The organism is Methylobacterium sp. UNCCL125 (assembly GCF_900116795.1).
In the GTDB taxonomy this organism is placed as follows: domain Bacteria; phylum Pseudomonadota; class Alphaproteobacteria; order Rhizobiales; family Beijerinckiaceae; genus Methylobacterium; species Methylobacterium fujisawaense.
This window is the reverse complement of the sequence record NZ_FPBW01000033.1, coordinates 1-25,662: the sequence shown is the minus strand read 5'-3', so window position 1 is coordinate 25,662 and position 25,662 is coordinate 1. Positions and strand designations below refer to the sequence as shown.

The following is a 25,662-nucleotide window of genomic DNA, read 5'->3' as shown; positions in this document are numbered from 1 at the left end:
CGCCCGGCGCGCCGTCCCGGCACCGGTCCCGGTCGCGCCGCCGGGGCCAGCCACAGAGCCGGCCAGGATCCCGGTTACGAACCGGTCCGCTCGACACGCCGAACCTGAGCGCCAAACCGGGTCGGAAGCCGAGCCAAGCCCCCTCGCCCCAGCGAGGATGACGCTTATGTTCCATAATATATCTTATGCGAACTCTAGATATAACCAGAGCGAGGGCCGGTCTCAGGCGGGCCGTGGAACAAAAAATGTACATTTGAAGAATATTTGGGCAACGGTGCCCGCGGCGGGCGCCGGTTCCGGCCACCGTCCGCGCACCGGCCCCTGCGTTCCGTGCGTCTGCCGACCGCTCTGACGCCTGACCGGTCCGACTTCAGAGCCGCACCGAGGCCGCGCACCGGCCAGCGGGACGGGCCGGGCGATCACCCGGGGAGGGCTGTTCGGGCCCCCTCCCCGCGGCACGATTGTCCGCCGCATCGCCGCGGGCGCCCGCGGTGCCGTGCGGTGCCATGCGGTGCCATGGCGCCGACGGGATCGCCCGAGGTGCGCTGGTCCAAGCAGCCCGATGCCGGCTCCTGTATTCGCGCCCCCGGGCGGTGGCCAGCTGCGCCGTGCCGAAAGACGAGGCTGATGCGGATCCCCGCACCGAACGCCAACGGCAGCGATGAGGGAGGCCAGACGCCGCGCCCGCGTCGCTCTTGTTCGTATCGGATTGTTTCAGACCCGTCCGGTGCGACAAAAATGATCTTTCTCACGACTGGAACGGTCCTGCGGATCCATTGTTACTGGGCTTCGTGAATGCCTGATGCGGGCATTTCCACCCCTCTGGAGAATGGAGAGAACCGATGAGGATCGTGACCGGCGTCGCCACCCTGGCCATGCTGGCGGGTCTCGCTGCCCCCGTTCAGGCCGCATCCGGACAGGCGGTTGAGGCCCTCCGGGCCGGCGCCCTTCCCACCGCGTACGCTCAGTTCCGTGGCGGCTGGCACCATGCCGGTTGGGGAGGCTGGCACCGCGGCGGGTACGGCCGCTGGGGCTACGGCGACCGCCGCGGTCCCGGCGTGGGGGCGGCCGTGGGGGCCGGCCTGCTCGGCTTCACCGCCGGCGCGGTGATCGGCTCGGCGGCGGCCAACGCCGCGGCGCGGCCCGTGGCCGTCTACGGGGCGCCCGCACACGTCTACGCCGCCCCGGTCGTCGTGCGCGGCTCGGCGTCCTGCGCCGCCCGCTACGCCTCCTACGACCCGGCCTCCGGGACCTACCTGGGCTATGACGGCCTGCGCCATCCCTGCCCGTAGGCTCCTCCCGCTTCTGCCCCGACGGGAGCGGGCCCCGGCCGCCCGGCGCGGCCGGGGCCCGCCGCATCCCTATTGGTCGAGGGCGTTCTCGCGGACGTCCTTGGCCCTGCCCCGCCCCTGCTCGGCCTGTCCACGGAGCTTCTGCGCACGGCCCTCCGCCTTGAGGGCCTCGTCCTCCGTCAGGTTGCCGACCCCGCGCTTCGCGCTTCCGATCGCCTCGTTGGTCAGGCCCTTGAGCCGATCGACCGCACCCGCCGTGGTCGGGGTGTCGTCGGCGCAGGCCGGGCCGGCGAGGGCGAGGACGCTGCCGCCCAGGGTCATCATCGATCTGCTGCGCATCCGGAATCTCCCGTTCTGTGCGAGGGAGCGCGGTTTACGGGCGGGGCGCGCCCGGGCAATGGTGCAGCCGTATCGGATCGGCCGGAATCGAACCGGTATCCCGGGACCGGCTCCCTGCGCGGGCGGCCCGATCGTCTCCGATCCCCGCCCGCATCCAGGGCTCGGCCTCCGCCCCGGCGGCCACGCGCATCGGGCCGGAGGCGGGACCGACGACGCTACCTCGGCACACTCCTCCGCGCTCTGGGAAGCGAAAGCTGAGCCCGGATCCGGGGGCCCGGCGGTCTATCGGAACCGCGGCCGCAGCCGTCCGAGGAGATCCTGGCCCGGGAACCGGAACGGCGGCATCCGCAGGTCCGGCGCGGGCTCATCCCCGGGGATCGGCCCCTCGGCGAAGCGCGCCCCGGCGGACCAGAATCCGTCCCGCCACGTGCCGATCATCCCGAGCCCGACGGGCTCCCGCGTCGCGTCGGGCCGCAGCCGACCCGCGGCCCAGACGCGCTGCCAGCACCGCCGCCGCGACAGGTCGGCGTCGCGCCAGCCCAGCCGCGCATAGCCGGCCGCCGCGAAGATGCGGTCCCCGGCAAACTCCTCCGGAATCCACACCCAGCTCGAGAACACGTGGACCGCATCGGCGCGAAAGCCGGCGGGATCCACCGCCCGGGTGTAGGCGCTGAGCGCCCTTGCCCGGTGCCGGCCGACATGCCGGCGCAGGCGGCCCGGCAGCGGCAGCGCCTCCGGGAAGGCGGCGGCGTCGAGGCGGCTCGGCGCCGCGCCGCGCTCCAGCGCGTAGGTGCTGTCCACGAGGTGCATCCAGGGTTCGAGGTCGACCTCCCAGGCCTGCTCCGCCGGCGCGAAGCGGCGGACCCGTCCCGCGATCAGGCGGTCGGCGACGCGCCGGGCCGGCTCGGGAGCCCAGTCCGGCCCGGCCTCGGTCACGCGCAGCAGCGTCGAGGGTCCATGCGCCCAGACCGCCTCGGCCAAGCGGGCGAAGTCGGCCTCGGGCTCGTCGCGGCCGACCTTGCGCACCAGGATCTTCGAGCCGTCGGCGAGGTCGTCCAGCATCTTGCGCTTGAGATGGGCCAGCCGGCCGTATTCCCGCTCCAGCAGCACCTCCGGCGCGATCGAGCCGGCCGGATGTCCGGTATTCGCCCAGATGTTGTAGGCCAGGCTGTGACAATAGTAGGTGCCGCCCGCGCTCACGGAGAGCCGCAGGTCGCCCGGCACGCCGAAATCCGCGAAGCCGCAGCGCAGGCCGCGGATCAGGTCCGCCATCGGCGTGTAGGAGAAGCGCAGCAGGCCGGAGGGCTCGACCCCCCCGTAGCGCTGCACGAAGCCGAACTCGCAATTGTCCCCGAGGCTCCGAAAGGCGTGGAGCCGTTCGGCGAGGGGCGCCCCCGTCATCCTGATCCCGGTCACTGCATCCGCTCTGTCTCGCGCTCTGTCTTGCGCTCTGTCTCGCCGAGCCCGTCGCCCCCGGTCGCGCGACGGGGCAGGGCCCTTCTCCCGTCCCCGCCCCGGCCGGGCGCCGCGCTCAGCCGTCCAGCGGCACCTCCAGGCGGAAGCAGGCGCCCTTCCCCCGGGCCGGGATCGTCAGGCTGCCGCCGAGCTGGCGCGTGAGGCTGCCGACCACCCGCATGCCGAGGCTCTTCGAGTTGCGTCCGATCTCGAATTCCGCCGGCAGCCCGATCCCGTCATCGGCGACCTCGACCACGAGGCTCCCGGGCTGGCGCTCGGCGCGGATCCGGATCTCGCCGCCTCCCGGGTGCGTCTCGGGCGGATAGGCGTATTTGAGCGCGTTGGTGACGAGTTCGTTGACCAAGAGGCCGATGGGAATCGCCCGGTCGGCCGAGATCCGCTGCGGGCAGGCCGTGCAGGCGAGCCGCTGGCCCGGCACGCCGCTGGCGAGGTTGGCCACCAGCTTCTCCAGGAAGGGCGCGAGGTCGAGTTCGCCCGGGACCCCCTCCCCTTCGCCCGCCGCCTTGTCGCCGTCCTTGTCACCTTGCCGCCAGAGCTGGTCGTGGACGCTCGCGATCGCCTCGACGCGGCTGCGCGCATCCGCCAGGGCCATCTGCACGGCCGGGTCTTCGGCGGCCCGGGCCTGGAGGGCGAGCAGGCTCGCCACGATGGCGAGGCTGTTCTTGACCCGGTGGCTCATCTCGCGGGCGAGCAGGTCCTGCCGGGCGAGGGCGGCCCGCAGCAGGCTCTCGGTGCGCTGGCGCTCGATGGCGCCGCCGAGCAGGTTGGCGAAGCCCTGCATGAAGGCGATGTCGGCCTCCTCGAACATGCCCTCCCGGGTGTCGTCCACCTCCAGCACCCCGAAGGCGCCGTCCCGGTTCTCGATCAGCACGTTGATCGCCCGGCGGATGCCGTGATCGGCCATGAGCTGCGGCGTCCGGAACCGGGTCTCGTCGGCGAGGTGGTTCGAGATCACCGGCCGCCCGGTCTTGAGGGCGAAGCCCGCCGGGGAGGCGAGGTCCGCCCCGATCCGGGCCTGCCCGATCACGTCGGGCCCCCAGCCGACACCGGCCCGGACCAGCAGGGTGTCGGCGCCGCGCTGGTACTCCAGGGCCTTGCAGAACTCGGCGCCCATGCCCTGCGCGCACAGCTCCGCAGCCCGCTGCAGCAGGTGGTCGACATCGGTGCCGCGCAAAGCCTCGACGCCGAACTCGGACAGGATCGCCTGCTGGCGCAGGCGATAGTCGAGATCGGGGGGCGCGGGGGGGCGGGCCGCCTCGGGGCTGGGTTCCACTTCGGTCTGGTCGGTATGCGCTGTCATGGGAGCTGTGAGACTAGCAGGAAGGCGGGCCCGGCGCGAAGCGTCGCCGCTCGGACGGGCGCACCCGTCGTCGCACCCCGGCCGGGGTCCGGAGCCCCCGGCCCCGTCCGGCGTTCGCCCATCGGATACGACGCGCGGAGCGCAGGAGGCGCCAGGCATGGCCGACGACGTGAACGGACTCTCCGACAAGGCCCTCTCGATCTTCGCCTTCGCGGCCTATCACCGCCTCGTCAGCGGCGAAAAGGTCACCGCGGTGATCCGCCGGGACGGCGCCGGCCACGAGGCCGATCCGGAGGGGGTCAAGGAGTTGGAGGGTCGCGGCCTCGTCACCGCCGGCGAGACCGACATCGACCTCGGCGAGACCGCGCAGGCGGCGGTCGAGACGATGGTCGCGGCCCTGCGCCGGGAGGTCGGCCGGTGAGCCGGGAACGGGTCGATCCGCCTGCGGCATTCCGGCCGTGGAAACCCGGGAACGCCCCTGCCCCGGGGCGCCTTTCCCCGCATCCACGATGGAGACGCACATGACCGCCAAGGCGAAGGTGAAGACCGGGGACGATGTCACCTACAAGTGGGGCCAGGGCACCGTCTCGGGCGAGGTGACCAAGGTCCACACCCAGGATGTCAAGAAGACCATCAAGGGCAACACGGTCAAGCGCGAGGCCTCGAAGGCGGAGCCGGCCCTGGAGATCAAGACCGCCAAGGGCAAGACGGTGCTGAAATCCGTCTCGGAGGTTAAGGTCAAGTCTGCATAAGCGCCCAACCTGTGCGTGCCGTGATCTTGCGCACATCGCTTTCTGCTTAAGGTCTCGCCGAGAGCGGGGCGGCGGCTATCTGTAACGGTTCCAGCCTTCGAAGCCGGGACCGCCGCATGACCATTCCCCTCAGGCTCACCCTGAACGGGCAGCCGCGCGAGATCGCCCTCGACGATCCGCGCGTCACCCTCCTCGATCTCCTGCGCGAGCGCCTCGGCCTGACGGGCGCCAAGAAGGGCTGCGACCGCGGCCAGTGCGGCGCCTGCACGGTGCTGGTGGACGGGCGGCGCATCAACAGCTGCCTGACCCTCGCCGCGAGCCTCGACGGGGCCGAGGTGCTGACCATCGAGGGGCTCGCCGAGGGCGACCGGCTGCACCCCGTCCAGGCGGCCTTCATCGCCCATGACGGCTTCCAGTGCGGCTTCTGCACCCCCGGCCAGATCATGAGCGCGGTCGGCCTGATCCGCGAGGGCCACGCCGGTACCGATCCGGAGCGCATCCGCGAGGGCATGAGCGGCAATCTCTGCCGCTGCGGCGCCTACGCGGGCATCCTGGAGGCCGTAAAGGACGCGGCCGGCCAAGCGGAGCACCGGGAGGACGCGGCGTGAGGACCTTCGACTACATTCGCCCGGCGAGCGTGCCGGAGGCCGTGGCGGCCGGGCAGGTTCCGGGCACCGCCTTCCTCGCCGCCGGCACCAACCTCGTCGACCTGATGAAGGGCGGCGTCGCCACCCCGGAGCGGGTCGTCGACATCACTCGGCTCCCCGGCCTGTCGTCGATCGAGCGGCTGCCGGACGGCGCCACCCGAATCGGCACGCTGGTGCGCAACAGCGACCTCGCCCACGACGCGATGTTCGAAAAAACCTACCCGATGGTGGCCGAGGCCCTGCTGGCCGGCGCCTCGGCGCAATTGCGCAACGCCGCCACGGTCGGCGGCAACCTGATGCAGCGCACCCGCTGCCCCTTCTTCACCGACGCGGTCTCGCCCTGCAACAAGCGCGCGCCCGGCTCCGGCTGCGCGGCCCTGGGGCACGCCACCCGCATCCACGCCGTCCAGGGCTGGAGCGAGCACTGCATCGCCACCCACCCGTCCGATTTCTGCGTGCCGCTCGCCGCCCTCGACGCGGTGGTGGAGATCGCCGGGCCGGACGGCGCCCGGGAGGTGCCGCTCACCGACTTCCATCGGCTACCCGGCGACCATCCGGAGCGGGAGACCGACCTGCAGCCGGGCGAGCTGATCACAGGCCTGCGCCTGCCCCCCGAGGCGGCGTCCTTCCGGAGCCATGCCCGCTATCTCAAGGTCCGCGACCGCACATCCTACGCCTTCGCGGTGGTCTCGGCGGCGGCCGCCCTCACCCTGGAGGCCGGCGGCCGGATCGGGCAGGCCCGGCTCGCCCTGGGCGGGCTGGCGCTGAAGCCCTGGCGGGTGGCGGAGGCCGAGGCGGCGCTCGCCGGACAGGCACCCTCCCCCGAGGCCTTCGCGAAGGCCGCCGCCGCGGCGCTGGCCGGCGCCAAGCCCACCGGCGAGGCCAACGCCTTCAAGATCGAGCTCGCCCGCCGGGTGGCGATCCGCGCGCTGACCCAGGCCGCCGCCGGGACGCCCGCCCGGATCCCGGCGCTCCCCGCCTCCCCGTTCGGCATCGTCTGAGGAGACCCGCATGACCGCGACCTCCACGCCCGCCTCGAACCGCCCCGCCGGCGCGATCCGGCACGGCTCCAGCATCGGCCAGCCGCTGACCCGGCGCGACGGCCCCCTCAAGGTGACGGGCCAGGCCCGCTTCTCCGCCGACAACCTGCCCCCCGGGACCCTCCACGCGGCGCTCTGCGTCGCCCGGATCGCCCGCGGTCGCGTCACCGGCCTCGATGTGGCCGCCGCCGAGGCCCATCCCGGCGTCGTGGCGGTGATGCGGCCGGGGCACGCCCCGGCGCTCGCCAAGGATCCGGATGCCAAGGACGGGCCGTTCACCTTCCGCCTCGACCTCCTGCAGAACGACCGGGTCCGCTACGCCAACCAGCCCATCGCCGTGGTGATCGCCGAGACCCTGGAGGCGGCCACCGAAGGGGCCCGGCTGCTCGCCCCGACCTACGCGGCCGAGACCCCGCGGATCGGGCTCGATTCCGGCGAGGCCTTCACGCCGGATTCGGTCGGCGTCGGTGCGCCGCCGGTGGAGACCGACGGCGACGTCGAGGCCGGGCTCGCGGCCGCGTCGAAGACGATCGCCGCCACCTACGAGACGCCGGCCCAGTACCACAATGCCATGGAGCCCCACGCGGCGGTGGCCAGCTGGGACGGGGACCGGCTGACGCTCCTGATGCCGACCCAGGCGCTCGCCATGTCGCAGGCCCGGCTCGCCGGCCTGTTCGGCATCCGCCCCGAGGACATCCATATCGACAGCCCCTATCTCGGCGGCGGTTTCGGCTCGAAGGGCGTGCCGGCCGGGCCGCAGGTGCTCGCCTGCATGGCGGCCAAGCTCGTGGGCCGGCCGGTGAAGCTCGTGCCGACCCGGACCCAGATGTACGGTCCCATGGGCCATCGCGGCCCGACCCGGCAGACGATCCGGCTCGGCGCCGACGCCGCCGGCAAGCTCACGGCGCTGGACCACCACATCCGCACCGCCTCGTCGAGCTTCGACGATTTCTTCGAGCCGGCGGGCCGGGCGACCAGCACCCTCTACGCGAGCCCCGCCATCGCCATCCGGCACGAGGCGGTGCGCCTCGACACCGGCACGCCGCTGTTCATGCGCGCCCCCGGCGAGGCCACCGGCAGCGTCGCCCTGGAGAGCGCGCTGGACGAGATGGCCTTCGCGCTCGGCATGGACCCGCTGGAGTTCCGGCTCGCCAACTACGCCGAGGTCGAGCCGATCACCGGCAAGCCGTTCTCCTCGAAGGCCCTGCGGGACTGCTACCGGCGGGGCGCCGAGGCCTTCGGCTGGGCCGGGCGGCCGCTCCAGCCCCGCCAGACCCGCGACAGGGACGGGTTCCTGGTCGGCACCGGCATGGGCACCGCCACCTTCCCGGCGCTGATCTTCGAGGGGATGGCCCGGGCCGAGATCCGCGCCGACGGCACCGGCACGGTGGAGCTCGGGGCGATCGACATGGGCCAGGGATCCTGGACGGCACTCGCCCAGATCGCCGCCGACGGGCTCGGGATCGGGATGGACGCCCTCACCTTCAGGATGGGCTCCTCTGACCTGCCGAATGCCGGGATCGCGGGGGGCTCCGGCCACACCGCCACCGCCGGCGGCGCGATCCACGCGGCCGCCGCCGACGTGATCCGGCAGCTCGCGGAGCTGGCCACCAACGACTCCGCCTCCCCGCTCTACGGCGCCGGCAATGCCGGCGTCACCGCGGCGGACGGGCGGCTCACCCGGCGCGACGATCCGGGCCGGAGCGAATCCGTCACGGACATCCTCAAGCGGGCCGGCCGCGCCAGCATCGAGGGCCAGGGCAAGGCCGGGGCCGATCCGGCCGCGCAGGCGTCCTACGCCATGCACGCCCACGGCGCGGTCTTCGCCGAGGTGAAGGTCGATCCCGATCTCGGCCAGATCCGGGTGAGCCGCCTCACCGGCGCCTTCGCGGCGGGCCGGGTGATCAACCCGCGCCTCGTCCAGAGCCAGTATTACGGCGGGATGATCTGGGGCCTGTCCTTCGCCCTGCACGAGCGGGCCGAGATGGATCCGCGGACCGGCCGCTTCCTCAACGACAATCTCGCCGAGTACCACGTGCCGGTGAACGCCGACGTGCCCGCCATGGAGGCGATCCTGGTCCACGAGGACGATGCGGTGGTGAACGCGCTCGGCGTGAAGGGCGTCGGCGAGATCGGCATCACCGGCACGGTGGGGGCCATCGCCAACGCGGTCTGGCACGCCACCGGCGTTCGGGTGCGCGAGATGCCGATCACCCTGGACAAGCTGCTGGGCTGACCGAACGGCCTGACCGAAGGCCGATCCCGTCCCGGGTGCGTCGCAGCGCCCGGGATTTTTGAGTATGGGCATACCCACCGGCGGCCGGCGGTCGCCGCAGCAGCACGGAGACCGGTATGCCTCTCACCAGCGACATTCGCGGCGTCGTGCCGATCGCCCCGACGCCGTTCCATCCGGATGGCCGGATCGACGAGGTCTCCCTCGACCGGATGACCGATTTCTTCGGGGCTGCGGCCGTCGACGGCCTGACGATTCTCGGCCAGCTCGGTGAGGCCGGCAAGCTCGACCACGCGGAGGGCCTCGCGGTGGCCAAGCGCGTCCTCGGGCGCACCCGGCTGCCGGTCATCGTCGGCGTCACGGCGCCGGGCTTCGCGGCCATGCGGGCCCTCGCCCGGGAGGTGATGGAGCTGGGCGCCGCCGGCGTGATGATCGCGCCGCCCAACACGCTGCGCACCGACGATCAGGTGGTCGGCTATTACCGCACCGCCGCCGAGGCGATCGGGCCGGACGTGCCCTTCGTGCTGCAGGATTACCCCCTCACCTTCTCGGTCCAGATGACCCCGGGGGTGATCCGCCGGATCGTGTCGGAGAACCCCTCCTGCGTGATGCTCAAGCACGAGGACTGGCCCGGCCTGGAGAAGATCTCGGCGCTGCGCGGCTTCGAGCGCGACGGCTCCATGCGCCACATCTCCATCCTCGTGGGGAATGGCGGCCTGTTCCTCGATTTCGAGACCGAGCGCGGCGCCGACGGGGCCAATACCGGCTACGCCTTCCCGGAGATGCTGGTCGACGTGGTCCGCCTCGGCCGGGCCGGCGAGCGCGACGCCGCCCACGACCTGTTCGACGCCCACCTCCCCTATCTGCGCTACGAGCAGCAGCAGGGCCCGCTGGGGCTCGCGGTGCGGAAATACGTGTTCATGCGCCGGGGAATTTTTTCATCCGACGCCCAGCGCAAGCCGTCGCAGGCGCTCACCGCGCAGGCGAAGGCCGAGGTCGAGTACCTGCTGGCCCGCCTCGCCCGCATCGACGCGCGGGCGCGGCTCGCGGGCTAGAACGCCCCCTGCCCGGTCGGAGAGCCGGGCCCTCCGGCGCCATCCGTTCCGGCGCGAGGCCGGCGATCCCCGGGCTCGCGCCGCGGGCGCCGGCTCACGGGAGCCGGAAGGCGATGACCGAATCGCCCGGCGTGGTGCCGAGCGAGCCGTGCCCGCCCGCCGCGATCACCACGTATTGCCGGCCGTCCTTGCCGCGATAGGTCATCGGCGTGGCCTGACCGCCGGCCGGCAGCGTCATGGACCACAGGACCGCCCCGGTCTGCATGTCGTAGCCGCGGATACGGTCGTCGAGCGTGGCGGCCGTGAACGCGACGCCGCCGGCCGTGGCCAGGGTGCCGCCATGAGCCAGCATACCCATGGCGAACGGGATCGGGACCGCGACCCCGCCGATCTTCTGCCCGGCGACGGTGCCGTTGCGGTGCCTCCAGGCGGTTGTGCCGTCCGCGAGGTTCACGCCGACCCGCACGCCCCAGGGCGGCGCGTTGCACGGGACGCCGAGGGCCGAGCGCATGTGCGCGATGGACACCGCGTAGGGGCCGCCGAGATTCTCGTTGCCCGGGGCGGAATCCGGATCGGTGGTGATGAGGCGCCGGTCGGGCTCGTTCGCCGGGCGCGGGAGCAGGCGGTAGAGGTAGGGCAGGTATTGCGGCGTCGCGATCATCCAGTGATGCACCGGATCGACGGCCACCGAGCCCCAGTTGAACACCCCGATATTGCCGGGCCAGATGATCGCGCCGCCTGACGCCTGCGGCGGCGTGAACGGGTTGCCGTCGTAGCGGTTCGACCGGAAGGTGAGCCGGCACTGGATCTGGTCGAAGGGCGTGACGCCCCACATGTCGGCCTCCCTCAGCGGAGCCGGCGTGAAGCGGAGCGACGAGACCGGCTGGACCGGAGACGGCGCCTCTCCCGGGATGTCGGTCCGGGTCGAGACCGAGACCTCGGAGACCGGCCGGATCGGAGCGCCGGTGCGGCGGTCGAGGACCCAGACATTGCCGACCTTGGTGGGGATCAGGATCGCCGGCACCGTCCCGTCGCCCTGCGGCAGGGTCAGGAGGACCGGCTGGGACGGATTATCGCGGTCCCACAGGTCGTGATACGTGGTCCGGAAGGCCCAGCGCAGCCTGCCGGTCTCCAGGTCGAGAGCCGCCAGGGCGTCGACGAGGGCCTCGTCCGCCTTCGACCGGGACACGCCGACCTGATCGGGCGCCCGGTTGCCGAACGGCACGTAGACGAGCCCCAGAGCCTCGTCGGCCGAAAACTGCGTCCAGGCCACCGCCGAGTTGGGCTCGTAGAGCGCACCGGGCTGCAGCGGTTCGGTCGCGTCGGGCTTGCCGGCGTCGAACTTCCAGACGATCGCGCCGGTGCGCACGTCGAAGGCGCGGATCACGCCCGACGGATTCTCCGCGTAGTAATTGTCGGCGATCGCGCTCCCGAGGACGACGAGGTTCCGGGTCACCAGCGGCGCCGAGGTCTGCTGATAGGCGGCACGCCGGAGGTTCGGCATCTGCGCCGTCAGATCGACGAAACCGTCCGCCCCGAAGGTCCGGCACGGGAGTCCGGTATCGGCATTCAGCGCGTAGAGCCGCGCATCGACCGAGGCGGCGATGATCCGGCGCGGGCATTCGGCGACCGCCGCCGCGACGGCGCCGGCCGTCGCCGGATCCGCCTCCGCCGGCGGCGCGTAGCCGGTCGAGTCGTTGTAGGACACGCCGCGACAGGTCTGGTGCTGGTACTGGCCGTCCCGCGCCATCTGCGGGTCGAAGGCCCAGACCAGCCGGCCGGTCTCGGGTTCCAGGGCCTGCACGATGTTGTGAGGCGTGCAGAGATAGAGCAGCCCGTTCACCTTGATCGGCGTGGCCTCGAAGGTGAATTCCTTCGAATCCGTCCGGCCGTCGCCGCGCAGGTCGCCCGTATGGTGCTCCCAGGCCACCGTGAGGCCCTGGACATTGCCCACGGTGATGTCCTCGAGGGCCGAGTAGCGCTGACCGAGATTGGTGCCGCCATAGGCGACCCAGTCGTCGGCCGGATAGGGGATGCCGCTCGGATCGACGGCGGCCCTCGCCTCCGCGACCTTCGGCAGGATGCCGCGCGTCTCGACCGGATCGACGAACCAGGAAGCGGTGCTCGCGGCCGCGATGAGCAGGACGACGGCCCGGAGGGCGAGCGGGCCGTTTCCGAGGCTCGGCGCCCAGGCCCGTTCGGGCGCGTCCCGCAGGCGATGCACCACGACGGGCAGGCAGAGGACCAGGCCGAGGGCGAAGATCAGGGCGCCGCGCGGGATCCATTGCCATTTGTCGAGCCCGACCTCGACGATCGTCCAGATGAAGGACGCCGCCAGAATCAGGGCATAGATCCAGAGGCCGCTCTGGCGGCGCCGGGCCAGCTGGATGCCGGAGGCCAGCAAACCGACCCCCAGGGCGAGGTAGAACGACGATCCCCCCGCGAAGGCCAGCTTCGCCCCGAAGAATGCCAGGGCCAGGCCAAGCAGCGCGATCGATAGTGCGAGGGTTCCGAGTGCCACGGTGATCAACCTGATCCTTGAGCCAGCCGGACATGACGGCGCCGGGGGGCGACCCCGCGGCGGAGCACCGTCTGTCCGACGGCTTATGCCGGTTGTGGCTGTCCCAAGGCTGGACATGTCCCAAGGCTGGACAGGCCCGCCTGCAGGGGGGGCCTGACGCCCGGCAGGCAGCAGCGGCAGGCAGCAGCGGCAGGCAGCAGCGGCAGGCTACGGCGGCCGGATCGCCCTGGACCGCGTGCCGCCGTTCACGCCCCCGCCTTGTCCTCCGGACGCAGGACGACCCTGTCACCGTCGCGCAATGAGGCCGGCGGCCCCACGACGACGCGCTCGCCGCCGTTCAGGCCGTCGCGCAACTCCAGCAGCGTGCGCGTCTGGCGGAAGATCGTGACCGGGCGCATCCGCACCACGCCGGTCCCGTCCCCGGCCGGCTCGATCATCGCCACGCGGGTCCCGTGCTGGTCGAAGATCAGGGCCTCGTTCGGCACCGTCACGGCGGGCGAGGACCGGGGGATCTCCAAAGTGACGGTGATGTAGAGCCCGGCTCGCAACGTGCCGTCCGGATTGGGGAGGTCGACCTGGGTCGCCAGCGTCCGCGCGGTGGAGAGCAGGGTCGTCGACGAGCGCGAGACCTTGCCGGGGAAGACCCTGCCGGGGATCTGCGCCACCTCGACCCTGGCGTCGAGTCCGTCGCGGACGTCGTCGGCGGCGTAGAGCGGCACGTTCACCGCCATGCGCAGCACGTCGTCCCGCGCCAGGGTCAGGAGCGGCGCGCCCGTGTTCGTGTCCGCCGTCACCGCGTCGCCGACATCGTTGTTGCGGGTGGTCACCACCCCGTCGAAGGGCGCGCGGATCTCCTCGAAGCCGGTCAGGACCTTGAGCCGGGCGACCTGCGCCTCCTGCGCGGCGATGTTGGCCTCGGCCACCTTCACGGCCGCCTTGGCGGCGTCGACATTGGCGGTCTGCGCCAGCACCCCGGCCTGGGAGGTGTCGGCGTTCTGCCGGGTCTCGACCCCGGTGCCGGCGAGCGTCGCGGTCCGCCGGTTGGTCACGTCGGCGAGGTGACGGTTGGCCTCGGCCTGGTCGACCATCGCCCGTGCCTGAATCAGCGCCGCCTGGAGCTGAAGCGCCTGCGACTGCGCCTGGACCAGCTGCTGGTCGAGGTCGGGCGCGCTGATCCGGAACAGCAGGTCGCCCTTCTTCACGTGCGTGCCGATATCGACCTTGCGCTCGACGATGTAGCCGGTCGCCCGTGGATAGAGGCCGGCGGTATCGAAGGCTTGGGTGGTGCCCGTCTGGGTCAGGCTGAAGGTGTCGGAGGCCCAGGCGGCCCGGGCGACCCGCACAGCCGGTGGCTTTGCCGCGGCAGCCGGTTCCGAGCTCGCCGCCCGGGACTGTTCCGGCCAGTGGCGGTAGCCGAGGAGACCCGCGCCCGCCAGCGCGAGCAGGGCGATCCACAGGCGGCCGTGGGACGCGGCGCGGCCGGCCTCGCCCGCGGCTGAACTGTCCCGATCCGCCATCCTCGCCCTCGGGTCGCGCCCCGTGCACCGCTCGGGCGCTCATCCCCCAATCGGGACGCGTCTGATCGTGCATTCAAGATATAGATCGCGCGCAGGCTCCGGGCGAGATGCCGCACTGCACGATGGTGCCCCGTTGCGGATCCTCCCGGCCGGCGTCCGGTTACCCTGCGACAGAGCAGGGACCGAGTGCGATGTCCGAGATTTCCAGGCGTGCCGTCATCGCCGTCGGCGGCGCGATGGTGGCGTCCTCCGCTGCGGCGCAATCCGCCGGGCCGGCCGCGCCCCTCCCCGAGCGCCGGGGCAAGGGCGCCGATATCCTGGGGCCGCAGAATAAGCCCCGGGCCGCCGAGGAGCCGTTCACCCTGGCGCCGCCCGGCACCGACCACGGCACGATGCCGAACCTGAAATGGTCGTTCAGCGACAGCCACATGCGACTGGAGGAGGGAGGCTGGGCGCGCCAGACCACGATCCGCGAGCTGCCGGTCTCGAAGGCCATGGCGGGGGTCAACATGCGGCTCAAGGCCGGCGCGGTCCGCGAGATGCACTGGCACAAGGAGGCCGAGTGGGCCTACATGATCAAGGGCAAGGCCCGGATCACCGCGGTCGACCAAGACGGCCGCACCTTCGCGGACGATGTCGGCGCGGGCGATCTCTGGTACTTCCCGGGCGGCATCCCGCACTCGATCCAGGGGCTCGCCGCCGACGGGATCGACGGCTGCGAGTTCCTGCTCGTGTTCGACGACGGCGGCTTCTCGGAGGATTCCACCTTCCTGCTGACCGACTGGCTGGCGCACACGCCCAAGGACGTGCTCGCGAAGAATTTCGGCCTGCCCGAGAGCGCCTTCGCCCGGATCCCCGAGAAGGAGCTCTACATCTTCCCCGGGCCGAAGCCCGGCCCGCTCACGGCCGACCGGATGGGCGGCTCGGGCCCGGTGCCGAAGTCGTTCAGCCACCGGATGCTGGCGCAGGAGCCGATCCGCACCCGGGGCGGCAGCGTGCGCATCACCGATTCCACGGTGTTCCCGGCCTCCGTGACGATCGCCGCAGCGCTGGTCGAGGTCGAGCCCGGGGGCCTGCGCGAGCTGCACTGGCACCCGAATGGCGACGAATGGCAGTACTACCTCTCGGGCAAGGGCCGGATGACCGTGTTCGGCTCGGAATCGAAGGCCCGAACCTTCGACTACCAGGCCGGCGATGTGGGCTACGTGCCCTTCGCCATGGGCCATTACATCGAGAATACCGGCGACACGACACTGACCTTCTTGGAGATCTTCAAGAGCCCGCGCTATGCCGATATCTCCCTGACCCAGTGGCTGGCTCTGACCCCGCATCCCCTGGTCCAGGCGCATACCGGGCTGGATCCCAAGCTGGTCGAGACCCTTCCGGAGACGAAATCCCCGGTCGTGCCGGGTTGACGCGGCCCGGAACCCGGACCGATCCTGGCGCGTCGAGTTCGAAAGACCACGCGATACATCGCGATACGTTGCACGGAGGGACCCATGCGCCCCGCATCCCGCGCGCTCCTCGCCCTGGCGCTCGCCCTCCCGGCCGGCGCCGCCCAGGCCCAGGTGCAGCAGAACGACCCGAACGCCGCCAACGCCTCGTTCGCCCTGCAGGGTCAGATCCGGGCGCTCAACCAGCAGCGGGTCTCGGACTTCAATACGCTGAACCAGACGATCCAGCGCAACGTCCAATTCGAGTCCTTCGGACCCGTCCTGCCCTATCGCGGCATCCGGGGGGGAGTCCGGGGGGGAATCCATGGAGGCCGTCATCTCGGTCGCCACGGGGGTGGGCGGCGCGGTGGCGTCAACACGGGCGTCTGCATCGGCTGCTGAGCGCCCGGGATATCCGCGCAGAGCGGGGACAGCCCGAAAAAAACCTTTGCCCACCGGCAGGCTTCGCCCACAAGCTCGGTCCATGGTGGCGTGCGCATGAACATTCTCCTGATCGGCTCCGGCGGCCGTGAACACGCCCTGGCGTGGCGGCTGGCCCAGAGCCCTCTCTGCACGCGCCTATTCACGGCGCCCGGCAATCCCGGCACGGCCCGCCATGGGACGAACCGGCCGGACCTGGCCGTCACGGACCACGCGGCGGTGGCGGCCTTCTGCACGGCGGAATCGATCGGCCTCGTGGTGGTAGGGCCGGAAGCTCCCCTGGTCGCCGGGCTGGTGGACGATCTGAAGGCTGCCGGGATCCGTGCCTTCGGGCCGACCCGCGACGCCGCCCGGCTCGAGGGATCGAAGGGGTTCACCAAGGACCTGTGCGCTGCCTGCGGCATCCCCACCGCCGCCTTCGCGCGCTTTACCGAACTGGAGCCGGCGCTGGCTTATGTCCGGCAGCAGGGGGCCCCGATCGTCGTGAAGGCGGATGGCCTCGCCGCCGGCAAGGGCGTCACCGTGGCCGAGACCCTCGACCAGGCCGAGGACGCGCTGACCGCCCTGTTCGCCGAGCCCGGCGCCGAGGTGGTGGTCGAGGAGTGCCTGTTCGGCGAGGAGGCGAGCTTCTTCGCCCTGTGCGACGGCACGCGGGCCATCTCCCTCGGCACCGCCCAGGACCACAAGCGGGTCTTCGACGGCGACCGCGGTCCCAACACCGGCGGCATGGGCGCCTATTCCCCCGCCCGGGTGGTCACTCCGGAGATCGAGGCCCGGGTGATGGCCGAGATCATCGCGCCGACGCTCGCCGGCATGCGGGCGCGGGGCTGCCCGTTCACCGGCATCCTCTATGCCGGCCTGATGCTCACCGCCGACGGCCCCAAGCTGATCGAGTACAACACCCGTTTCGGCGACCCCGAGGCGCAGGTGCTGATGCCGCGCCTCGCCTCCGACCTCGTGCCGGCCCTGCTCTCGGCCTGCGAGGGCGACCTCTCCGGCGTAAGCCTGGAATTCGACGCCCAGCGGGCCGCCCTCACCGTGGTGATGGCGGCGGCGGGCTATCCGGGTGCCGTGGTCCGGGGATCGGTGATCCGCGGCGTCGATGGGGCCGAGGGCGACGGGGTTCACGTCTTTCAGGCCGGCACCCGGGCCGAGGGCGGGCAGCTCCTGGCCGATGGCGGCCGGGTCCTGGCGGTCACGGCCTTGGGCGACAGCGTCACGGACGCTCAAGGTCGCGCCTACGCGGCGGTGGCCCGGATCGACTGGCCGGAGGGTTTCTGCCGGCGCGACATCGGGTTCCGGGCGGTGGCACGGGAGGCCGGAGAGGGCTGAGCGGCAGGGTCCGCGGGCGCACGAGCCCGGGGCCCTCCCTCTTTTCCGGGCACACCGCAGGCGCGCCCCGCATCGGCCGGCAGATCCGCGCCTGCACCGTCGAGGGGGCTGGTGAGCGGGTTCCGCCACGACGGGGTTGTTCCGATACAGCCGACCGCGCCTTATTCGCCAACCGCCGCGCCGGCGGCCCTCCGGTTGTCGTTGGCGCCGTAGAGCAGTCCCGGCCGCATCCCCTGCGTGCGCGAAGCATCGTTGCCCGAGGACGTCGCCTCGGGGAGCGCGGGCGCCGCGGCGCGTACCGCGATCAGCTCCTGCGCCCCCCAGGGCTTCTGCTCGACGAGCGTGTGGCCCATGCTCCGCAGGATCGCTTGCGTGTCCGCCGAGAGCGCGAAGGGCTCGGCGTAGACCGTGTCGGGTAGCCACTGGTGGTGGATGCGCGGGGCGTCCACGGCCTCCTGCGGCGCCATGCCGAAATCCAGCATGTTGATCAGCGTCTGCGCGGTGATCGTGATGATCCGCGAGCCCCCCGGCGAGCCCGCCACCAGCGCGACCTTGCCGTCCCGCAGCACGATCGTGGGCGCCATGGAGGAGAGCGGGCGCTTGCCGGGCTCGATCGCGTTCTTCGTCCCCTGCACGAGGCCGAACAGGTTCGGCACCCCGGTCTTGACGGTGAAGTCGTCCATCTCGTCGTTGAGGAAGAACCCCGTATCGGCGGCGATCACCCCGGCGCCGAAATAGCCGTTGATCGTGTAGGTCAGCGCGGCCGCGTTGCCGGCCTTGTCCATCACCGAGATGTGGGTGGTCTCGGCCCGCTCCCGCGTCTCCAGGCCGGGATCCGGGCGGATCTCGGCGGACGGGGTCGCCCGGTCCGGGCGGATCGAGGCCCGGAGCGTCTCCGCATAGGCCGGCGACAGGAGCCGGTCGACCGGGTTCGCCACGAAGGCCGGATCGCCGAGCAGAAGGTTGCGGTCGGCATAGGCGCGCCGCATGGCCTCGACCATCAGGTGCACGCTTCGCGCGGAGTTGAACCCCGCCGCCCGCAGGTCGTAGCCGTCGAGGATGCCGAGGATCTCGCAGAGCGTGGTGCCGCCCGACGAGGGCGGCGGCGCCGACAGGACGGTGGCGCCCCGGTAGCGGCAGGTCAGCGGCTCGGATTGCGTTACCGTGTAGGCGGCGAAGTCGGCCGCCGTCAGCAGGCCGCCGCCCGCCCGTGAGGCCGCCTCGACGGCCTCGGGGATCGCACCCTTGTAGAACGCGTCCGAGCCGTGATCGGCGATGGCCTGGAGGGTCCGGGCGAGGTCGGCCTGGACAAGCCGGTCCCCGGGGCGCCAGGGGCTGCCGTCCGGGCGCAGGAAGATCCGGGCGACGTTGGCCTGGGCTGCGAACAGCGTGGTGCCGGATTCGAGGATGTCGGTGTCGCCCCGGGTCAGCACGAACCCGTCCCGGGCGAGCGCGATCGCCGGCGCCATCACCCGGGCCAGCGGCAGGGTGCCGTATTCGGCCAGCGCGGTATTGAGGCCGAGCACGGTCCCGGGCACGCCGGCCGCCTTCCAGCCGCGCAGGCTCGCGCCCTTCACGACGGTGCCGGTCGCGTCGAGGTACATATCCCGGGTCGCGGCGGCCGGGGCGGTCTCGCGGAAATTGACGAAGCGGCTGCGCCCGTCGGCGGCGTGCAGCACCAGGAAGCCGCCGCCGCCGAGATTGCCGCAGCAGGGGTTCACCACCGCCTCGGCATAGGCCACCGCCACCGCGGCATCCACGGCGTTGCCGCCGGCCCGGAGGATGTCGGCGCCCACCTGCGAGGCGAGGCGCTGCGAGGAGACCACCATCCCGTTCTCGGCCTCCACGGCCGGCCCCGAGGCGGCCCGCGCGGCGGGGCCGCCCAGGGCGAGCAGGGCGGCCAGGAGCAGCGCGCGTGCCGGTGCGATCATCCCTGCCCTCTCCGGTGCGGGTCCCGCGCCGCCATATAGGGGACTGCAGGCCAGAGTCGCGGCCTCCACCCTCCCCCTCATCGCGAGGCGCCGGAGCGCAGCGGAGGCCTCGAAGGAGCCTTCCAGAGGACGCTGCGATCCCTGGAGCCCTCCTTCGAGGCCCGCTGCGCGGTCACCTTCAGGATGAGGCGATGGATGGGAGGCGCGTTCGCCCCGGCTCAGCCGTTGCGGAACGTGTAGCTGTAGCCGTTCAGCGCCGGGGCGCCGCCGAGATGGGCGTAGAGCACCTTCGAGCCCTTCGGGAAGAATCCCTTCTTCACGAGGTCGATCATGCCCTGCATCGACTTCCCCTCGTAGACCGGGTCGGTGATCATCCCCTCGAGCCGGGCCGAGAGCCGGATCGCTTCCACGGTCTCCTGCGAGGGCACGCCGTAGACCGGGTAGGCGTAGTCCTCGTTGAGCACCACGTCGTCGGCGACGATGTCGCCCGCGCCGACCAGGGCGGCGGTGTTCTGCGCGATGTCGAGGACCTGGGCCTTGGTCTGGGCCGGGGTGCAGGAGGCGTCGATGCCGATGACGTTGCGGGCGCGCCCGTCGGCGGAGAAGCCCACCAGCATGCCGGCATGGGTCGAGCCCGTGACCGTGCAGACCACCACGTAGTCGAAGCGCAGGCCCATCTCGGCCTCCTGCTTGCGCACCTCCTCGGCGAAGCCGACATAGCCGAGCCCGCCGTATTTGTGCACCGAGGCGCCTGCCGGGATCGCGTAGGGCTTGCCGCCTTCGGCCTCGACCTCGGCGAGCGCCCGCTTCCAGCTGTCGCGGATGCCGATGTCGAATCCGTCATCCACGAGCTGCGTCTGCGCGCCCATGATCCGCGACAGGAGAATGTTGCCGACCCGGTCGTAGACGGCGTCCTCGTGGGGCACCCAGGCCTCCTGGATCAGCCGGCACTTCATGCCGATCTTGGCGGCGACCGCCGCGACCATGCGGGTGTGGTTCGACTGCACGCCGCCGATCGACACCAGCGTGTCGGCGCCGCTCTTGATCGCGTCCGGGACGATGTATTCGAGCTTGCGCAGCTTGTTGCCGCCATAGGCGAGGCCGGAATTGCAATCCTCGCGCTTGGCGAAGATCTCAACCTCGCCGCCGAGATGAGCCGTCAGGCGCTTGAGCGGCTCGATCGGCGTCGGGCCGAAGGTCAGGGGATAGCGCTCGAACTGTGCCAGCATCGGGTCTCTCCAGATCTCGGGACGCGCCCGGGGGCAGGAGCGGTCTCCGTCCGGCCCGGATGCATCGAGGCGAGGCCCCGAGAACGACCGGGCCGTGAGGTCCCGGCTCCTATCTTCGAGGCGCAGGGAAAACTACCCGATTTGCAATGAAAGGTGCTCTCGATCTTTGGGCGTGGAACGTCGTTCTCTTGCGTTGCCAGGCCAAACTCACGCAGGAAAGTCCGGTTCTCCAGTCGAACATGAAAGGATCGTCCATGTCCGAAGGGCTCGACCGGATCGACCAGAAGATCCTGCGCCTGCTCCAGGCGGACGGTCGGATGGCCAATGCCGAGATCGCCGAGCGGGTCGGCACCAGCGCGGCCACCTGCCACCGCCGGATCCAGCGCCTGTTCGCGGACGGGTTCGTGCGGGCGGTCCGGGCGCTGATCGATCCGATGCGGGTCGGACGCGGTACCCTGGTCTTCGTCGGCGTCGTGCTCGACCGCTCGACCCCCGAGAGCTTTTCCGAATTCGAGGCTGCCGTGCGGGCGATTCCCGTGCTCCTCGACTGCCATCTCGTGGCCGGCGACTTCGACTACATGCTGAAGATCCGGGTCTCCGACATGGCCGACTTCAACCGCCTCCACAGCGCCACGCTGATCGGCCTGCCGGGGGTGCGCCAGACCCGGACCTTCTTCGTGATGAAGGAGGTGATCGACAACGCGCCCCTCGACCTATGACGCTGTCTTCGCTGCGCTCGCGATGACGTCGGACGCCTCTACGCCTCCCCGCGCCGTTGCTTGCGCAGAGCCTCCCACCGGTCGAGGCGCTCGGCGAGGCGGGTCTCGTAGCCGCGCTCGGTGGGCTCGTAGAGGTGCTGGCGCCCCAGCGCGTCGGGCCAGTAATCCTGTCCCGAGAAGGCATCGGGCTCGTCGTGGTCGTAGCGGTAGCCCTCGCCGTAGCCGATCCGCTTCATCAGCTTGGTCGGCGCGTTGAGGATGGTCCGCGGCGGCGGCAGGGAGCCCGCCTCCTTGGCGAGCCGGGTCGCGGCCTTGTAGGCGGTGTAGACCGCGTTCGATTTCGGCGCGCAGGCGAGGTAGATCGCCGCCTGGGCGAGCGCCAGCTCCCCCTCCGGACTGCCGAGGAAGTCGAAGGCGTCCTTGGCGGCGTTGGCCACCACCAGGGCCTGCGGGTCGGCGAGCCCGATATCCTCCACCGCCATGCGCACCAGCCGGCGGGCGATGAACAGCCGGTCCTCCCCGGCATCGAGCATCCGGCAGAGGTAGTAGAGCGCCGCGTCCGGATCCGAGCCGCGCACGGTCTTATGCAGGGCCGAGATCAGGTTGTAGTGGCCCTCCTGCGCCTTGTCGTAGATCGGCGCCCGCCGCTGCACGATGGCCTGCAGGGCCTCCGCGTCGAGAGTCTCCCCCGGTTGCGCCGAGCGCCACACCTCCTCCGCCAGGGTCAGGGCCGCCCGCCCGTCGCCGTCGGCCATGCGGACCAGCACGCCGCGCGCCTCCTCGGTGAGCGGCAGGGCTCGGCCCGTCAGCGCCTCGGCCCGCACCAGCAGCCGCGCGATGGCGCCCGGATCGAGGGCCCGGAACAGCAGCACCCGGGCCCGGGACAGGAGCGCGGCGTTCAGCTCGAACGAGGGGTTCTCCGTCGTCGCCCCCACCAGCGTGACGGTGCCGTCCTCCATGACCGGCAGGAAGGCGTCGAGCTGCGCCCGGTTGAAGCGGTGGATCTCGTCGACGAACAGCAGGGTCGCCTGTCCGGTCGCCCGGCGCTTGCGCGCGGCCTCGAACACCTTGCGCAGGTCGGGCACGCCCGAGAAGATCGCCGAGATCTGCTCGAAATGCAGGTCCGTGCCCTGCGCCAGCAGCCGCGCCACGGTGGTCTTGCCGGTGCCGGGCGGTCCCCAGAAGATCAGCGAGCCGAGGCTGCGCCCGCGCAGCAGGCGCGTGAGCGCCCCGCCCTCCCCGGTCAGGTGCTCCTGGCCGACGACCTCGGCAAGGCTCTGCGGCCGCAGGCGGTCTGCGAGGGGGCGGCCCGCCTCGGTGCCGGAGGCGCGGCCGGAATCCGGCGCGGAGGGCGGCTCCGCGGAAGCGAACAGGTCGGACATCTGCGCATCAACACCGGGCGCGGCCGGCGGCGCAAGCGGCGCGCCCGACCTTGCCCACGCTTGCCCACGGTCGCGAGCCGGTGCCGGGCTCGCCCGGGATCAGCCGCCGAACACCGAAGTCAGGACCTCGCCGTTGCGGTTGATCGCCACTTCCCAGGAATTGAGGCTGTTGCGGGTGACCCGGTCGAGATCCTTGGTGGTCGCCATCGGCACGCCGTTGACCGCTACGATCACGTCCCCCTTCTGCAGCCCCACCCGGGCGGCGATGGAGTTCTCGTCCACGGCCTGCACGGCCACACCGTCGGCGGGGAAATCGACCTGCATCTCCTCGGCCACCGCGGGCGAGGTGTTCACGAGCGTCGCGCCCAGGAACGGCGAGCGGGTCTTCACCTTGAGCATGTCCCGCGGCCGCGTCTCCGGCGCCGGAGCGAGCTTGACCGCCACCGTCTGGCGGGTCGTGCCGCGCAGGATCCCGAACCGGGCGTTGCCCTGGATGCCCTTGAGGGCGAAGCGGTAGCCGAAGGCCTCCGGGTCGGCGACTTCCTGGCCGTCGACGGTGAGGATCAGGTCGCCGCGCTTCAGGCCCGCCTCCTCGGCGGGGCTCTTGGCCTGCAGGCTCGCCACCAGCACGCCGGTCGGGTGGTCGAGGCCCATGCTGTCGGCGATGTCGGGGGTCACGCTCTGGATGCGCGCGCCGAGCCAGGGCCGGCGCACGATGCCCGCGCCGTCGCGGGCGGCATCGACCACGGCCTTGACCATGCCCACGGGAATCGCGAAGCCGATGCCGTGGCTTCCGCCCGACTGCGAGTAGATCGCGGTGTTGATGCCCACGAGCTGGCCGCGCAGATCGACCAGCGCCCCGCCCGAATTGCCCGGGTTGATCGCCGCGTCGGTCTGAATGAAATACTGATAGTCCGCCGAGCCGACCTGCGTGCGTGCCAGCGCCGAGACGATGCCCTGCGTCACCGTCTGGCCGACGCCGAACGGGTTGCCGATCGCCATCACGAAGTCGCCGACCTCGAGGGCGTCGGCGTCGCCGAACGGCATCGGCACGAGGCCCTTCGGCGGTTCCTTGATCTTGAGCACCGCGAGATCGGTGCGGGTGTCGCGCATCACGATCGTGGCCTCGAACTCGCGCCGGTCCGCCAGGGCGATCCGAACCTCGTTCATGTTGTCGATGACGTGGTTGTTGGTGATCACGAGCCCGTCGGCATCGACCAGCACCCCCGAGCCCAGGGACCGCTGCGCCCGGTCGCCCCGGGGTCCGCGGCCGCCCTCCGGCTCGCCGAAGAAGCGGCGCATGAACTCCTCCATGGCGCTGGTGCGCGCGCTGGAGCGCTTGTCCACGTGGGACGCGTAGACGTTCACCACCGAGGGCGCGGCCCGCTTCACCACGGGGGCGAAGGAGAGCTGCACGTCGGCCTTGCTGAGGGGCACGACCTTCGCCGTGCCGTCTTTCGCAGGCTCCCGGGTCTCCGTACGCGCCATCTGCGCCGCGGCCGGGCTGGCGGCCAGCAGGGCTGCGACGAGGGCGGGCAGGGTGAGGCGGGTCAGCATGCAGGTCTCCGGCGTCGGGGCGGGCGCGCCGTCCAGACCGAGAGAAGGCAGGCGCACCTTGTGGCCCTACGCTATCGAGGCCGATTGCGGCAGGGCGACGACACCTTCACGGCAAGCGGTGCGTCGTCAGACGGCCTCCTTGCTACGGGTCCGCCGCTTCCCGATGGGTTGCGGCGCGGGCTCAGGCTCGGGGGCCGGCGCCGTCGTCGCCGCGCGCGGCTGCCCCAGTCCCAGGGAGCGGGCGAGCTGCGAGCGTTGCTCGGAATAGCTCTGCGCGGTCATCGGGTAGTCGGGGGCGAGGCCCCACTTGGCGCGGTAGGCCTCCGGAGTCAGGCCGCGCAGGGTGAGATGGCGGCGCAGCGTCTTGTAGGGCTTCCCATCCTCGAAGGAGATCAGGAAATCCGAGGTGATCGAGCGCCGGATTTCCTGCGGGGTCGCCTTGGTGGCCGGGGTGGGGGCGCCGGCATCGCAGATCCCTCGGATCGCCGCATGCACCTCGTTGAGGAGGCCGGGCAGATCCGCGCTCTGCACGTGATTGTGGCTCACATAGGCCGAGACGATCTCAGAGGCGAGAGTGACGAAGCGGAGGGAACCGTCGGTCGACTGAGCCATGTCTCGTGCGTTGCCTTCTCGTGATGACGAAGCTCGCCAGAACGCAAGCACTGCGTCGCGATTCGGGCGCCTGATACAATCGCATTCCGAAGATGGGTCAAGTCTTAAATTCAGGATCGGGGTATAAGGGTCCAAACAACGCAAGAAGAGTGATTTTGATCGCTCAACCTCAAGGAGTAATGCCTGCCAGGGCGTCGCTTGTGCGCAATCGATATTGCCACTTTGTCCTTCCGAGTCGGATATGGCCGTCTTCTACAGCCGGAGGGATGCGGCGGCGCGGGCTATAGAGCTTTCAAGCCCGCGGTTACCCGTCGATTGTGCGCTCAGGATGCATTTCCAGCCGCTATCGCGAGCAGGCGAAAGCAACTCCAGCGAGCCTTCTCGGGTGACGGGCGCTATGCGGCGCGAGAGGCCTTGTGGATTCTGGGCGTCGCGGCGGCCGACCTGAAGTCGGGGGAGCTCAGATGCCTCGGCGCAGAGGGGTCGGCCGAACGAAAAACCCGCCGCGCTTTTGGGCGCGGCAGGTTTGTATGTTTGGTTGCGGGGACAGGATTTGAACCTGTGACCTTCAGGTTATGAGCCTGACGAGCTACCGGGCTGCTCCACCCCGCGCCAAGAGTGTTTCGGCGTGTCCGGGGCGTCTGCCGCGATGGGCGGTGGCGCTGTCGTCCGGGGCCGGATCGGTGTCGTGTCGAGGGAATGGTGCTTGCGATGGGCGGGTCTGGCGGCGACCGACTCTCCCGTGTCTTGAGACACAGTACCATAGGCGCTGGCGTGTTTAACGGCCGAGTTCGAGATGGGATCGGGTTCTGGGCACGCCGCTCAGGCCACCAGACCGGCGCATCGCAATTCTT

The 25,662-nt window shown here is 71.4% G+C and carries 21 protein-coding genes, 1 tRNA gene and 1 rRNA gene; 11 read left to right on the top strand and 12 right to left on the bottom strand.

Annotated elements, in window-relative coordinates; translation table 11 throughout:
* The first annotated feature begins 875 nt into the window (after positions 1-875).
* Positions 876-1,292, top strand: a complete 417-nt coding sequence (locus BM396_RS26445) for a BA14K family protein (protein ID WP_244538963.1) — start codon at positions 876-878, stop codon at positions 1,290-1,292.
* A 69-nt stretch (positions 1,293-1,361) separates the two neighbouring features.
* On the opposite strand, the gene BM396_RS26440 is transcribed toward BM396_RS26445, so the two are convergent.
* The 3 genes from BM396_RS26440 to BM396_RS26430 form a co-directional block, all read right to left on the bottom strand.
* Entirely contained in the window at positions 1,362-1,631 is a 270-nt protein-coding gene (locus tag BM396_RS26440) for a CsbD family protein (RefSeq protein ID WP_244538962.1), read from the bottom strand.
* A 282-nt stretch (positions 1,632-1,913) separates the two neighbouring features.
* A complete protein-coding gene (locus tag BM396_RS26435) occupies positions 1,914-3,032 on the bottom strand; it encodes a hypothetical protein (protein ID WP_083683397.1) in 1,119 nt (372 codons plus the stop codon).
* 130 nt (positions 3,033-3,162) lie between these two features.
* Positions 3,163-4,407 carry a sensor histidine kinase gene (locus tag BM396_RS26430; protein WP_043345408.1) on the bottom strand — a complete coding sequence of 415 codons (1,245 nt, stop codon included), beginning with the start codon at positions 4,405-4,407 and terminating at the stop codon, positions 3,163-3,165.
* Positions 4,408-4,564: 157 nt separating this feature from the next.
* Between BM396_RS26430 and BM396_RS26425 the strand changes: the two genes are divergently transcribed.
* The 6 genes from BM396_RS26425 to BM396_RS26400 all read left to right on the top strand — a co-directional run bounded on the left by BM396_RS26425 (position 4,565) and on the right by BM396_RS26400 (position 10,134).
* Positions 4,565-4,828 carry a hypothetical protein gene (locus BM396_RS26425; RefSeq protein ID WP_043385959.1) on the top strand — a complete coding sequence of 88 codons (264 nt, stop codon included), beginning with the start codon at positions 4,565-4,567 and terminating at the stop codon, positions 4,826-4,828.
* Between the two features lie 100 nt (positions 4,829-4,928).
* The gene (locus BM396_RS26420; RefSeq protein ID WP_043385962.1) at positions 4,929-5,159 is read left to right on the top strand and encodes a hypervirulence associated TUDOR domain-containing protein; all 231 of its coding nucleotides are present in this window, start codon (positions 4,929-4,931) and stop codon (positions 5,157-5,159) included.
* A gap of 116 nt (positions 5,160-5,275) precedes the next feature.
* Complete coding sequence (locus BM396_RS26415) at positions 5,276-5,767, top strand: (2Fe-2S)-binding protein (RefSeq protein ID WP_043345413.1); 492 nt, start codon at positions 5,276-5,278, stop codon at positions 5,765-5,767.
* Positions 5,764-6,807 carry an FAD binding domain-containing protein gene (locus tag BM396_RS26410; RefSeq protein ID WP_043385964.1) on the top strand — a complete coding sequence of 348 codons (1,044 nt, stop codon included), beginning with the start codon at positions 5,764-5,766 and terminating at the stop codon, positions 6,805-6,807. Before BM396_RS26415 ends, BM396_RS26410 begins: the two co-directional genes overlap by 4 nt.
* A 10-nt stretch (positions 6,808-6,817) precedes the next feature.
* The gene (locus BM396_RS26405; protein ID WP_051976183.1) at positions 6,818-9,082 is read left to right on the top strand and encodes a xanthine dehydrogenase family protein molybdopterin-binding subunit; all 2,265 of its coding nucleotides are present in this window, start codon (positions 6,818-6,820) and stop codon (positions 9,080-9,082) included.
* A 116-nt stretch (positions 9,083-9,198) separates the two neighbouring features.
* Positions 9,199-10,134 carry a dihydrodipicolinate synthase family protein gene (locus BM396_RS26400; RefSeq protein ID WP_043385968.1) on the top strand — a complete coding sequence of 312 codons (936 nt, stop codon included), beginning with the start codon at positions 9,199-9,201 and terminating at the stop codon, positions 10,132-10,134.
* Between the two features lie 94 nt (positions 10,135-10,228).
* Here the strand turns inward: BM396_RS26400 and BM396_RS26395 are convergent, their stop codons facing one another.
* Entirely contained in the window at positions 10,229-12,655 is a 2,427-nt protein-coding gene (locus BM396_RS26395) for a membrane-bound PQQ-dependent dehydrogenase, glucose/quinate/shikimate family (RefSeq protein WP_043385998.1), read from the bottom strand.
* Positions 12,656-12,900: 245 nt separating this feature from the next.
* Entirely contained in the window at positions 12,901-14,172 is a 1,272-nt protein-coding gene (locus BM396_RS26390; RefSeq protein WP_043385971.1) for an efflux RND transporter periplasmic adaptor subunit, read from the bottom strand.
* A 191-nt stretch (positions 14,173-14,363) separates the two neighbouring features.
* Between BM396_RS26390 and BM396_RS26385 the strand changes: the two genes are divergently transcribed.
* The 3 genes from BM396_RS26385 to purD all read left to right on the top strand — a co-directional run bounded on the left by BM396_RS26385 (position 14,364) and on the right by purD (position 17,378).
* A complete protein-coding gene (locus tag BM396_RS26385) occupies positions 14,364-15,587 on the top strand; it encodes an oxalate decarboxylase family bicupin (protein WP_043385974.1) in 1,224 nt (407 codons plus the stop codon).
* Between the two features lie 84 nt (positions 15,588-15,671).
* Positions 15,672-16,007: a hypothetical protein gene (locus tag BM396_RS26380; RefSeq protein WP_043385976.1), complete on the top strand. Its 336-nt coding sequence runs from the start codon at positions 15,672-15,674 to the stop codon at positions 16,005-16,007.
* Positions 16,008-16,103: 96 nt separating this feature from the next.
* Positions 16,104-17,378: a phosphoribosylamine--glycine ligase gene (gene purD, locus BM396_RS26375; protein WP_043385979.1), complete on the top strand. Its 1,275-nt coding sequence runs from the start codon at positions 16,104-16,106 to the stop codon at positions 17,376-17,378.
* Between the two features lie 161 nt (positions 17,379-17,539).
* Here purD and ggt read toward each other — a convergent pair whose 3' ends face one another.
* A complete protein-coding gene (gene ggt / locus BM396_RS26370) occupies positions 17,540-19,309 on the bottom strand; it encodes a gamma-glutamyltransferase (protein ID WP_043385981.1) in 1,770 nt (589 codons plus the stop codon).
* A gap of 218 nt (positions 19,310-19,527) precedes the next feature.
* A complete protein-coding gene (locus BM396_RS26365) occupies positions 19,528-20,538 on the bottom strand; it encodes a 1-aminocyclopropane-1-carboxylate deaminase (protein WP_043385983.1) in 1,011 nt (336 codons plus the stop codon).
* 254 nt (positions 20,539-20,792) lie between these two features.
* Between BM396_RS26365 and BM396_RS26360 the strand changes: the two genes are divergently transcribed.
* On the top strand, positions 20,793-21,257 hold the full coding sequence (locus BM396_RS26360; protein WP_043385985.1) for an Lrp/AsnC family transcriptional regulator: 465 nt from the start codon (positions 20,793-20,795) through the stop codon (positions 21,255-21,257).
* Between the two features lie 38 nt (positions 21,258-21,295).
* Here BM396_RS26360 and BM396_RS26355 read toward each other — a convergent pair whose 3' ends face one another.
* The 5 genes from BM396_RS26355 to rrf all read right to left on the bottom strand — a co-directional run bounded on the left by BM396_RS26355 (position 21,296) and on the right by rrf (position 25,643).
* A complete protein-coding gene (locus tag BM396_RS26355; protein ID WP_043385987.1) occupies positions 21,296-22,639 on the bottom strand; it encodes a replication-associated recombination protein A in 1,344 nt (447 codons plus the stop codon).
* Between the two features lie 99 nt (positions 22,640-22,738).
* Positions 22,739-24,196, bottom strand: coding sequence for a Do family serine endopeptidase (locus BM396_RS26350; RefSeq protein ID WP_043347519.1), 1,458 nt, complete (start codon positions 24,194-24,196; stop codon positions 22,739-22,741).
* A gap of 126 nt (positions 24,197-24,322) precedes the next feature.
* On the bottom strand, positions 24,323-24,808 hold the full coding sequence (locus BM396_RS26345) for a Ros/MucR family transcriptional regulator (RefSeq protein WP_043385990.1): 486 nt from the start codon (positions 24,806-24,808) through the stop codon (positions 24,323-24,325).
* A 535-nt stretch (positions 24,809-25,343) separates the two neighbouring features.
* Positions 25,344-25,420: transfer RNA gene (locus tag BM396_RS26340), tRNA-Met, on the bottom strand.
* Between the two features lie 107 nt (positions 25,421-25,527).
* A 5S ribosomal RNA gene (rrf, locus tag BM396_RS26335) occupies positions 25,528-25,643 on the bottom strand.
* Positions 25,644-25,662 lie beyond the last annotated feature (19 nt).